Source organism: Halomonas sp. ATBC28, assembly GCF_005937175.1.
GTDB classification, from domain to species: Bacteria; Pseudomonadota; Gammaproteobacteria; order Pseudomonadales; family Halomonadaceae; genus Vreelandella; species Vreelandella titanicae.
Genome location: NZ_VCQL01000016.1, coordinates 117,314 through 129,481, shown reverse-complemented (window position 1 = coordinate 129,481; position 12,168 = coordinate 117,314). Strand labels below are relative to the sequence as shown.

General features: G+C 53.5%; 9 protein-coding genes. 1 reads left to right on the top strand and 8 read right to left on the bottom strand.

The annotated features are described in order from the left end of the window. Positions 1 to 57: 57 nt before the first annotated feature. The 4 genes from E0L35_RS18210 to gorA form a co-directional block, all read right to left on the bottom strand. Positions 58 to 450, bottom strand: a complete 393-nt coding sequence (locus E0L35_RS18210; protein ID WP_022523470.1) for an ectoine synthase — start codon at positions 448 to 450, stop codon at positions 58 to 60. 103 nt (positions 451 to 553) lie between these two features. After that, on the bottom strand, positions 554 to 1,822 hold the full coding sequence (gene ectB / locus E0L35_RS18205) for a diaminobutyrate--2-oxoglutarate transaminase (protein ID WP_022523471.1): 1,269 nt from the start codon (positions 1,820 to 1,822) through the stop codon (positions 554 to 556). Between the two features lie 106 nt (positions 1,823 to 1,928). Further along, positions 1,929 to 2,507 carry a diaminobutyrate acetyltransferase gene (gene ectA, locus E0L35_RS18200; RefSeq protein ID WP_009286706.1) on the bottom strand — a complete coding sequence of 193 codons (579 nt, stop codon included), beginning with the start codon at positions 2,505 to 2,507 and terminating at the stop codon, positions 1,929 to 1,931. A 208-nt stretch (positions 2,508 to 2,715) separates the two neighbouring features. Further along, positions 2,716 to 4,098, bottom strand: coding sequence for a glutathione-disulfide reductase (gene gorA, locus E0L35_RS18195; RefSeq protein WP_138801043.1), 1,383 nt, complete (start codon positions 4,096 to 4,098; stop codon positions 2,716 to 2,718). Positions 4,099 to 4,315: 217 nt separating this feature from the next. Between gorA and can the strand changes: the two genes are divergently transcribed. After that, positions 4,316 to 4,963 (top strand): carbonate dehydratase, encoded by a 648-nt coding sequence (gene can, locus E0L35_RS18190; protein ID WP_022523472.1) that lies wholly within the window; start codon positions 4,316 to 4,318, stop codon positions 4,961 to 4,963. 26 nt (positions 4,964 to 4,989) lie between these two features. On the opposite strand, the gene E0L35_RS18185 is transcribed toward can, so the two are convergent. From E0L35_RS18185 to E0L35_RS18170, 4 genes are read right to left on the bottom strand one after another with little or no spacing between them, the layout of a single operon-like run. Then, positions 4,990 to 5,517: a cytochrome c gene (locus E0L35_RS18185; protein WP_138801042.1), complete on the bottom strand. Its 528-nt coding sequence runs from the start codon at positions 5,515 to 5,517 to the stop codon at positions 4,990 to 4,992. A gap of 49 nt (positions 5,518 to 5,566) precedes the next feature. Further along, positions 5,567 to 6,199 carry a peptide-methionine (S)-S-oxide reductase MsrA gene (gene msrA, locus E0L35_RS18180; protein ID WP_022523474.1) on the bottom strand — a complete coding sequence of 211 codons (633 nt, stop codon included), beginning with the start codon at positions 6,197 to 6,199 and terminating at the stop codon, positions 5,567 to 5,569. A gap of 11 nt (positions 6,200 to 6,210) precedes the next feature. Further along, the gene (locus E0L35_RS18175; RefSeq protein WP_138801041.1) at positions 6,211 to 10,263 is read right to left on the bottom strand and encodes a translocation/assembly module TamB domain-containing protein; all 4,053 of its coding nucleotides are present in this window, start codon (positions 10,261 to 10,263) and stop codon (positions 6,211 to 6,213) included. Positions 10,264 to 10,272: 9 nt separating this feature from the next. Next, positions 10,273 to 12,126, bottom strand: coding sequence for an autotransporter assembly complex family protein (locus E0L35_RS18170; RefSeq protein ID WP_138801040.1), 1,854 nt, complete (start codon positions 12,124 to 12,126; stop codon positions 10,273 to 10,275). Positions 12,127 to 12,168 lie beyond the last annotated feature (42 nt).

The following is a 12,168-nucleotide window of genomic DNA, read 5'->3' as shown; positions in this document are numbered from 1 at the left end:
CATATTTAGCAGGCTGCCTTCTGATCTATCACGTAGTCTATCTCACGCTAGCACGATTTACTCTGGGGCTGCGTACGAGCCATCTTCCTGGTGAACTTCATTACCTGTGATCGGTGGAGTAAAGACGCAGGCAACCGTCATGCCCTTCTCTTTGCCACGCAGCAAGTGTTCATCATGCTGGTCGAGTAGATAAATGTCGCCTGCTTTGATCGGCCAGATTTTACCGTCAGCCAGGGTTTCAACTTCGCCTTCACCTTCGTAGCAAAACACTGCTTCGTAGTGATTTTTGTAATGGATATGTGTCTCGGTGCCTGGAAAAATGCGGGTAATATGGAACGAAAAACCTGCATTATCGTTGGCCAGAACAAGGCGCGTGCTGTCCCAGTTACCATTTTCAGCGGTCACTAGGCGATCTGTTTTACGCGCTTCATCAAGATTACGAACGATCATAGGAGTACTCCGTTGCAAAACGACTGGCGACTACCAGCCGCTATATCCCTAACTAAAAACTGTGAGCTACTGCTTCAGCGTAACGCTTAATACTACCGCCAGGTTATTCGCTAGCAACAGCTTTAACGCACATTTCGAGAATATCCAAACCTTCCAGCAGGTCATCATCGCTAATGGTTAGCGGGCATAGGCACTTAACCACTTCACCATCCTGACCACTGGTTTCAATTACCAGACCATGCTCAAAGGCTTTACTGGTAATTTTATCGGCAATATCACCCGACACAACGTCAATACCGCGCATCAAGCCACGACCACGTTCAGTGGCAGGCATGCCGTGCTCCGTTAACAGCGCTGCTAACTTCTGGAAGCGCTCTTCTACAATACGCCCTTTGCGCTGAACATCACGCTCAAAGGTGTCATTAGTCCAGTATTTTTTCAACGCAGCGGTGGCGGTCACCATCGCCAGGCTGAAACCACGGAAAGTGCCGTTATATTGACCCGGTTTCCATTTATCCAGCTCTGGGCGCATCAAAACATGGGCAAATGGCAGGCCAAAACCGGAAAGCGATTTCGAGTTGGTAATAATGTCGGGCGTAATACCCGCGTGTTCGAAGCTAAAGAACTTACCTGTACGGCCACAACCTGCCTGAATATCATCGATAATCAGCAGAATGTCGTGGGCACGGCAGATCCCTTCGAGACGCTTCAACCACTCCAAGCCTGCAACGTTAATACCGCCCTCGCCTTGCACGGTTTCAATGATGACACCCGCTGGAATATCCAAACCGCCAGATTTGTCGCTGAGCAGCTTTTCAAAATAATCCAGCGTATCGGTATGCTCACCCATGTAGCCATCATAAGGCAGGAAGCTAGCACCCTGGGTGGGTATGCCACCCGTGGCTTCACGGAATTTACGATTACCCGTGGTCGCCAAAGCCCCCATGGTGACGCCGTGGAAACCATTGGTGAAGGTGACAATGTTGTGACGGCCTTTAGCCACACGAGCCAAGCGGATAGCGGCCTCTACGGCATTGGTACCGGTTGGGCCAGGCAGATGCACTTTATAATCCAGCCCGCGTGGCTTGAAAATAACTTCTTCCAGCGTTTCAAGATAATCACGCTTGGCATTGGTCCACATATCCAAACCGTGAACAACACCGTCAGTCGACAGGTAATCAATCATCGCCTGTTTCATATGCGGATTATTGTGGCCGTAGTTCAGCGTGCCCGCGCCGGCGAGGAAATCAATGTACTCACGGCCATTCTCATCGGTTAGGCGCGCATTTTGCGCTTTGGTAAATACCACCGGAAACGAACGAGAATAAGTACGTACATTGGATTCCATGCGTTCAAGCGTCTGGGTCTGCATTAGCGACCTCCTTGGTTGATCATTTTAACTTTAGGCATTACTTGCCCGAAGCAACATGAGCGGGAAAAACGGTAAGTCCGATACGTGTATCTAGCAAAACGACGTATTAGATGCGATCTGTTTGGAACGGGCCGATACGAACCAGGTTTTCCGGGTCATGCTCTCCTCCGAGCTGTTCGGTAGAGAAGTATTCGCGGCTATTGAGCGGCGCATGCCAGCGTGCCGCCAAGCGACGGAATAAGCCCCAAGAGGCTAGATTGTCAGGGGTGATGGTGGTTTCAAGGTGATGCACATCATCAAGCTCAGGGCGGGACATAATAGCCTCGACCAAGCGTCGCGCTAGCCCTGTACCACGTGCTTTTTCACCGACAGCCACTTGCCATAAAAAGTAGGTGTCTGGAGCATTATCCTTAACATAGCCAGAAACAAAACCAACGATTTCGCCCTCTTCATTGGTAGCCACTGCGCAGGTATCACGAAACTGAGTCGCCAGTAGCAAGTAGGCGTAGGCTGAATTCACATCCAGCGGAGGGCAAGCTTTGACCAGCTCGTAAACTCCCCAGCCATCATCCGCATTGGGTTTGCGAATAAACAGCGGCATCTCCGCATGACCCACAACAGCATCAGCCACCGTTGGCCTAGCAAGGTCAGCAGAGGGGGTAAAAGGTTGTGTCGGCGTACTCATAGTTATGCTTCGCTGTAGCGAATTTGATGTTCATTATAACAGCTGATTATGAGCAATTCAAAAATCATATTATTCTACACCTCGCTTTCCATAATTTTTTGTTATGATCGAGTAGCATAACCACCGCTCGCCGCTATCTCTTTTAGAATAGTGCAAGTAGCCTACAAAAAAAGGCGCGCCCATGGGCACGCCTTCACTTTTAATATGCTTATCTGCGTGTCAGCGTACGCAGCGTGACGAACTCCTCGGCCCCCGTTGGGTGGATGCCTACGGTGCGGTCAAAGTCCAGCTTGGTAAGGCCAGCTCTTACCGCGATAGCAATTCCCTGAATAATTTCACCCGCGTCATCTCCGACCATATGGGCCCCTACGACCACATCGGTAGCATCGTCCACGACCAGCTTCATTAAGGTGCGCTCTTGGCTACCCGATAGGGTGTGCTTCATGGCGCGAAAATCGGTGCTATACACGCGAATATGGGTGAATTTTTCCCGCGCGGCCTCCTCGGAAAGACCCACGGTACCGATGTTGGGATGGCAAAAAACGGCGGTAGGGATCGTAGTGTAGTCCAACGGTTTGGGAACCGTATCGGCAAAGTGGGCGTCGACAAGCTGCATCGCCTCAGCCAGTGCTACCGGTGTTAATTCCGGCCCAGCCGTCAGGTCGCCCAAGGCTAAAATTGAAGGCAGCGCTGTTTCAAACCGCTCGTTTACGGGGATTTTGCCCGCCTCATCCAGGCATAGGCCCAACGCTTCAAGCCCTAGCTCACGGATATTCGCCTTGCGCCCTGTGGCTGCGAGCACCACATCGACTTCAAGCACGTTGCCGTTGGTAAGGTGAACATTGTAGCCGTCTTGGCTGCGCTCAATACGCTCGATGTTAGTGTTGAAATGGAGGTTGACTCCCTTTCTTTCCATTTCCGCGTAGGTGAACTCGCGAACCTGTTGATCAAAGCCTTTTAAAAACAGCTCGCCACGGTAGATGAGGTGCGTCTCGCTGCCCAGACCATTAAAGATGCTCGAAAATTCCACCGCAATATAGCCACCGCCAAGCACTAAAAAGCGCTTAGGAAAAGTATCTAGATCAAAAATCTGATTGGAATCCAGTGCGTGTTCACTGCCAGGAAAATCGGGTACCCAGGGCCATCCACCAGTAGCCAGAACGATTTTTTGTGCAGTCACCGATATATCGCCATGCTCGCCGCTTAAGGTCACCGTGTGTGCATCGGCCAAGCGTGCTCGTGCATTGAAGAGCGTTACTCCAGCGCCTTCCAGCATGCGCTGATAAATGCCATTCAGACGTTTGATTTCACTGATTTTGTTGTCGCGCAGTGTGGCCCAATCGAAGCTGGCGGGGCCAGACAGCTGCCAGCCAAAACCTGCCGCATCATCAAAACTGTCATGGAAATGGGCAGCGTAGGAGTAAAGCTTCTTGGGCACACAGCCAACGTTGACACAGGTTCCGCCCAGGTAGCGATCTTCGGCAATGGCCACTTTGGCGCCGGTAGCCGCGGCCATACGCGCGGTGCGTACACCACCAGAGCCTGCGCCAATAACCAGAAGGTCATATTCGTATTCAGAAACGTCTGCCATGATTTGCTCCTGGGGAGTTAGAATTCGTATGAATCAATATCGGGTTGCCCATTGGTCAAGTGCAGTGGTTGACCTGACTACCCGGGAAGGTTAAAACCTTCTGCTGCTATTTTGTACTGGCCTAGGTTATACAAGGCCTAATTCCACCCTGAGTAGGGCTTTGATAACCCGCTTATCTACCAGCGACTTAACGCCCTTTAACTTTTCTGGAGACGCTATGTCTGACCCTATTGCGACGCTACTCGACAATAATCGCGCCTGGGCTGAGCGTATGTGCGAAGAAGACCCCGACTACTTTAAGCGCCTTTCGAACCAGCAGAACCCCGATTATTTATGGATTGGCTGCTCCGACAGCCGAGTACCGGCGAATCAAATTATTGCACTCCCGCCTGGGGAAGTTTTCGTACACCGCAACGTCGCCAACTTGCTACACCACACCGATATGAACGCCCTCTCGGTGGTTCAGTTCGCGGTGGATGTTCTTAAAGTCAGCCATATCATGATTGTCGGTCACTATGGCTGCGGGGGCATTAAGGCCGCCATGATGGGAGGCGAATGTGGCGTGGTGGATTACTGGCTGCACTCAGTGCGCGAACAGTACAACCATCACAGGAATTCGCTTGACCACCTCCCACTGGAAGATCAAATCGATCGCATGTGCGAGCTCAACGTGAAAGCCCAGGTAAACAGTTTGTGCCGCACCAAAATTTTGCAGCGCGCTTGGCAGCGAGGTCAGCAGATTTCGGTACATGGCTGGGTCTACGGATTAAGCGATGGCCGCGTTAAAGATCTTAACTGCACCGTAAGTGGTTTAGAACAAGTGGAAACACTTTACCGTATTGACCGCATCCAGCAAGGCGATTAAGCACCCCCCAATGCCTACCGCTACGCTTAGTCGTAGCGGTAGGCACGATGGCAGCTCTTACAGCTCGCGCCCACTTCTGAAAGCGCTCGGGCAGTGTTTCGAGTATCCTCTTGCTCGGCTACATCAATTAAATTAGCGATTTTATCCTCCAGATCGCTAAAACCGGCGGCGAACTCACCCCACTCTTCCCATATGGATGCCCGCGCTTCAGAACCACTGCCGTGGGTGCCCTCAATAAACGCAGGTAGCAAACGATCAGCGCTGGCACGCTCTTGCAGCTCAAGTAACCGCGGCATTGCAGCCTCAAGATCTTGATTATTGATTAGATCAAAGCGCAGCTGACGCACCAGACTTTCAATATCTTTAAGCTCTTCTCGGCGCCAAACCACGGCTTCGCGCTCACTTGCGAATGGCGTGTCGCTGACGGCTTGGGGCATGGCCAGAGCGCTCGTTTCCTCGCCTGCCCAAGCCAGCGGCGTGCAGAGCATTAATGCTAAAGCGCTGGCTACCGTGCCGCGGGGGGAAGCCCACTTCAGGTAATGGCGTTGCTGCATAATGGCTTCCTGTCGATGATTCGGTAGTCAAAGGTTTAGTGCGCACGTTTTAACCTATCGGGCAGGTGACACCCGTACCTTTTAAGCCGCAGTAGCCATGAGGGTTTTTATCCAGGTACTGCTGATGGTAAGCCTCTGCGTAATAAAATGTTTCTAGCGGCTTAATCTCAGTAGTGATTGCCCCTCTGCCCGCTTTGTCGAGCGCCTGTTGGTACGCTGCCGCACTCTGCTCGGCTACCGTTTGCTGCGCTTGGCTGGTGGTAAAAATGGCGGAGCGATACTGCGAGCCAATATCGTTCCCCTGGCGATTGCCCTGGGTCGGGTCGTGCCCTTCCCAGAAAACCTGCAACAACGTTTCCAGCTCGACTTGCTGTGGGTCATAAATCACCCGTACCACTTCGGTGTGGCCAGTACGCCCCGTGCATGTCTCGTCGTAGGTGGGGTTAGGTGTCTCACCACCGGCATACCCCGCCGCAGTGACATAGACTCCTGGCAACTGCCAAAACAGGCGTTCAACGCCCCAGAAACACCCCATGCCTAGCACGATCTCCTCGTGGCCTTCGGGAAACGGAGGATGTATCGAGTGCCCATTAATGGTATGCACCTGACTGGTTTCTATGGGCGTATCACGTCCAGGCAGTACACGGCCTGAACCTGAGCTAGCGTTTGAAAATAGTGACATATCACCCTCACTTATTGCTGCTTAATGATTTCAGGATTACCGGAACGGGTAAAGGTGTAGATTAAGTCCACCGCTTGGTTGGTACCCGAGACGGCCTGTACATAAAGGTTACGCCACAGCGTGTAGCGTAGTGTTAGTTCGGCAATTGGCGAGAAAATTCCCACACCGTAACTAATTCTAAGATCATCGGTGAGTTGGCCACTGACAGCGACTTGGCTATCATCGCCAGCCCCAGTGGTGTCCAGAGTTAAGTCATCAATGCCGAAGGCTTCACCAATGGAACCAACCGCCCCACCGGTGCGCCCTAACGACATGCCTATCAGCGCGGTAGTCAGTGCGCTATCCACACCGCCCCCAGAAGCATCAGGTGCGCGACCCCGTAACAGGTAAGAGAGCGCACGGGATTCATCCATCGCCGGTTCAGAAAAGATCAGTACGTTCGGAGATTCGGCACTACCTGTTACCCGCAAGCCCGCAATAACGTCATCTTCGGTAATGTCAGGGTTGCGAATGGCCTCGAAGTCGAGCGTAGGTAGACCGGGTGGCCCACTAAACAGCAGTTCACCGCGGCGGATAACCAGGTCTTGGCCGAAAGCCTGGAAACGACCATCGACCAAATTAACGTCGCCGAATAACTGTAACGCGCCGCTGCTTTGGCGAATTTCCAGCGCGCCTCCCAAGCCAGATTCCAAGCCGTAGGCTGAAATTTGCATATCGCTACCCAACGTTAAGGTCACCAGTACGTCAATGGCCATACCGGTGGCGGCAAGCTCGTCCGCGGCACTTGGATCATCCTCATTGGCAGCCGCTCGCTGAGCCTCAATTTCGGCCTGGCGATCATCGCGCTCGGTAATAATCACTTCATCGCCACTTGGGGTGACTGCTGATGAGGGCATATCGCCAATTTCAAGCCGTGCCCAGGGTAAATTCACATCCCCCCTCACTTGCAGCCTTTCCGGCGTGACCCGGATACGGATATCAGGCGCTACTTCAAGACGTCCAAACTGGGGCAAAACGACCAGGATAGGCTCCTGCACAGCATTCAGATCGACGCCAATCCGCCAATCATCACCGCTTGGCCAATATGCATCACCGGTGATTTCCAAACGCCCGCGCTCAGCGGCCAAGTAGCCGTCAATATCCCCCTGTTCACCGTCGAAAGAGACCACCAGTTCGCCACCCTGAATATCGACAGGAATATCCGGATCACTTACCCCTATGCCGCGCAGTCCAAGCTGGCCTTGCAAGTCAGGCGCGGCGGTGGTGCCGGTAATTTGGACGCTGCCCGTTAAATCGCCCTCCAGTCGCTCCATTCCTACCAACATAGGTCGATAGGGTTGCAGCGAAACATCTTCTGCACGCAGCTCGCCAGTTAACGCGCCGGCCCCCAAGGGATCATTAACCGCTAGATCCAAGTTGATATCGCCTGCTTCGGCAAGCGAAAGTGACACATTGGCATTCGCCTGGGCTTGGTTGGCCTCGATCTGAGCGTCTAAACTGACTTCTGGCAGTTGCACCGGCTGGCCATAATCATTAACGGCGGTAATGGCGAGTTCGCTAAGAATTTGTAGATCTGCCTGCCACTGGGCACCCCCTTGACGCCAGTTGGCAACAAGATCCGCGGTTGTATCCCCCTCTAACTGCCACTCTTCAGGCAAAAAGGGCTCCAGCATTTCCATTGGCACTTCACGTACCGAAAGCACGGCGTTGCCCTGTTGCGCAGAGGCAGTGATCTCCTCTTCAGAACAGACTAGCCCACCTTGCTCCCGGCGCAGGCAGAACGGCGATAGGCGCGCCTGACCATTGGCTAGGTTGTAGCGCAAGTCCAGAGGCGCCTCAAGACGAATATCCCCCGCCTCAGAATCAACTTCCAGTGGCGTTACGCGGGCTTGGTAAAGTTGGCCTTGCTGGTCAAAGCGGCCTTCCAGGGCAATCAGCGCACGGCTTAAAGCGCTGTTATCTGTGCCCTGGGCGGTCAGTTCAAGCTGATGCTCAGAGAGGCGCCCGGCCAAATTGGCCTCTATATTTGCAAGGGCCTGCCCCCCAGCATTGACGTTTTGTAGTGCGAGCTGTACGTCAAGGGAAGGATCATCAATGCCCTGTACATCAGCATCCAGGACAAGCCGTTCAATACGATTCTGACCAAAACGCACGCCATCACCCTGTAAACTGGCGAGTAATTGCGGTTGATTAAAACTACCGCTGGCCTCTAGCGTACCGACGATAGTGCCCGCCAAGTCTGGCGATAGCGTTTGCAACTGGCGTAGTGCAATGTCCGCGTTTAACGACATGGCTTGTTCGCTAATTTGCCCCTCTGCTGTTAAGCGATTCTCTCCCTGGGTAAACAGCAACTCGTCAATCTCCAGCTCCAGGTTGCTGTTAGCATCAAAGGCCGCTTGCAGGGTTAGCGGGTAGTCGCGCAGTTCACCGTCAATCGCTAAGTTGGGCACGCTAACCGCCCACTGATCCTCTTGCTGACGCAGCGTAAGCTCGATATCGCCGTTTAAATTACCCTCAAGCTGATCCACGAAGTGGGCAGGGTTAAACTGATCCAGACGAATAGTGGTGTTGACCTGTAGCGGTGCAACCCAACTGATGTTCCCTTCGCTGCGCAGGGAGCTTTCGTCGACTGAGAGGATAAGCGGTTGCCAGCTAAACTGCTCGAGATCGCCCTCTCCGGTGACGTTAATTTGAGTGCGCGGCAGGCTCGGGCCCTCAACCGCCAGAGCCAATTGAGCACTATAATCGCTCAGGCTGCCGGTTACCTGTAGATCCAGGTCATCGACTATATAGGCTTGGACTGTCTCTTCTTCAGTGCTGTCATCGACGCTTTCATTGCTACTCTCATCTGCGCTGACAGGCAGCGGCCACTGAACTTGGTCACTTTGTAGCTGCAGTTGAAACGGCAGCGTCGGGGCGAGTGCGTCGACTTGCCCCCTCAAGGACGCATTGACCGCGCCAGAGGCATCCAACTGCGCTTCAAGCGCATCCAGTGGGCCAGACAGCGTTAAGGTTAAAGCTTCGCCACTTAGCTCAGGGTATATCTCAGGTAAAAACAGTTTGACGCCCAAGCGAGCTTCGAGTGGGTAGTTGCCGGTTAGAGTGGCGTTCGCGGTTAATTCAGCCTCAGCATCCGGGGTAACAACGGAAAGTTCGGTTACTTCGACGTTATCACCTTCGGTTAACAACCCAAGCCGCAGTCGCTCGACGCGGTATTCGGTAGCCCCTTCCAATCGAAAATCGTTGAGCGTGAATTCAGGTAACTGGATATCAACCGGTAGCGTAATCTCTGGTAGTTCAAGGGGCTCGCGTTCTTCAAGCTGCTGCTCTGGTGATTCCACCGACGCCACGGCTTCTTGGGGTGGTTGGTTGAGCAAGATAGCGGCATCGATGGCTTCAGCATAAAGCGGCGTTTCAATGCCCTGGGTTAGCAGAACACCCGGGGAAGGTGGCAAATAGACACGTGGCTGCTCCAAATGGGTTGGCGAGAGGCGTACTGTGTTTCCTTCAGCGGTGGCTGCCGAGCTTAACGAGCGCCACGCTACTTCGGTACCATCGGCAAGCCTGAGGTTAACATCGTCCAGCAACAAAGAACGTAGTTCGATGGGGAAAGGAAAACGAATAGCCAGCGGGCTCTCTTCCTCTTCGGGAGGTGGCGCTTGCTCACTGGATGGGCCTAGCTGGATGTCGGCGCCCACCACACGCAGTGTGTCGATGCATAGGCGCCCTGACAGAACACAGTCATCTGCCCACTGGAGTTCGAACTCATCCACGGTTATACGGGTTTCGCCTAGCTGTAGCTGGAAATCTTCGAGCTGGAAATGGTCGAGCAAGCCGCCTTCATGATGCGTGTAGGAGAAAAAATCACGCTGCTCCCCCTGCGAGAGCAGCACCCCAGTGCCCCAGGGGGATAACGCCACCCCGACAATCAGCGCCACAATACCGAACAGCCAAATAGGCAACACGATGACAAGACGCACAAGGCTCCAGAACAGTAGCCAGGCACGATACTTTGGAGACAACATACGGCGTTTATCAGACGCAGCTGGTTCAACCTGAGACAAGTCTCTCTCCTAGAATTCCGGTCCGATAGAAAAGTGCAAACGCCAATCGTCTTCGTGGTCAAAAGGGTGGGCGATGTCAAAACGAATTGGCCCCACCGGCGAGACCCAACGTACCCCGACCCCGGCGCCCGTTTTCAAATCATTAGGCCCCCAGTTATCAAACGCATCGCCGTTATCTATAAACGTGGCCCCCCACCAATCCCCCGTCACGCGACGCTGATACTCCAGGGTCGAGGTGAGCATTTGCTGCCCACCTCGCAGTCGGCCCTCGTCGTTGCGGGGAGATAAGCTCTCATAGGAGTAACCACGCACACTGCGGTCGCCACCCGCGAAAAAGCGCAGCGATGGCGGTATTTTGGCAAAATCATCGGTTTCAATGGCGCCTAAGCTAATACGTGCCAAGAAGCGGTTATCGTTGCCAATCATGCGGATCCACTCCGTATCCCCCGTGATACGAGCGAATGTCGCATCCGAACCCCAAACGGTATCCGAATACTCTAACGAGAGCTGCTGGCGATCACCCCATAACGGAAAGCGCTGAGGGCGTGTCCGCGTACGCGACCACTGAATACCTGGATAAAACAGCCATACTTGATCCGCTTCGCCGCCCTGTTCAAAGTCTTCATAAGTAGTGCGGAAATAGATCGTTTGCACCCAATCGTTATCAAACTCCCAACGCCGGGCTAGCTCGACAGTGCCTTCTAACGACTTGGTGTCGCTGTCATCGACATTACGAACCCCGTACTGAAGCCGATAGCTGTCGCGAAGCGGGTCTTCCAGTGGCACATTATATACCCCGGTAAAACGCTGCTCTGGGGCAGATAAATAGAGGTCGTGATCAAGGCTATGACCAAAGCGGTTAATCCATGGTTGATCCCAACCAAAGCGCAGCCGTGGCCCTACATCGGTGGCGTAACCAATACCCACTTCAAACTGATGGCGATCAGCAGGTTCAACACTGACATCGATAGGCAATTGGGTATCACTGGGCTTATTAAGACTTAGCGCGCTGGCCAAAGCAGCACTGGTGACTCTCGGGCGCTCCGGCTGAGAGGCGGTGGCTTCACTCCACCAGGGGGCACCACCGCCAGGAGGAGAAATAACCAACTCTTGGGCGGTCTCAAGGCGCGGACGCACCGAGACCGAGCTAAACCAGCCGGTTTCCGCAAGCGACCGATTATAGTCTGCCAGGGTCTGCGCCAAATAGGGGTCGCCCGGCTCGAAGGGCTGCATGCGACGCAATCGATCAAGCTCAATATGGCTTCCGGTAATGGAGGATTCACCAAATTGGTAGCGTGGGCCACTGTCAAAATCCATATACAGGCGCGCACTTTGCAGATACGGACGCACTTCCATGCGTCGATCGGTAAACCCCCAGTCAAAGTAACCGCGCTCAATAGCCAGCCCAGAAAACTGGCTGCTTAATCGATCCCAGGGGGCGTGCCGCAACACATCCCCTTCTTCCAAGGGAAAGTCTTCTACGGTCTGTTGGAAAGGTGGGTCTTCACTCGCATCGCCTTCCACATTGATTGACAGAATTTCAATTTCAACCTGAGGGCCGGGCTCGATTTCCAGCCACGCACGTTTATCAGTGGCGCGCTCAAGGGTTATCTCGGGTTCGTAATAGCCGTAAACACGCATTGCTTCCTCGGTGCGTCGGCGGATCTCACCCTCTAAACGCACCTCGGTATATTGTGCCGCATCGATATTCTGTAAGTAGGCTTGGATGTTGCCTTCGACCTCATCGGTAACACCCGTGACAGTCGCTTCTAATGCCCATGCGCTAGGTGATACGCATAACAGCGGTAGCACAACAGTAACGGTGCGCTTTGTGGCTGATGTCCATCGCCGTTGTCTTCCCATACATTTTTATCCCAACCTAAATCAGCGGCTTCATCGCCTAAG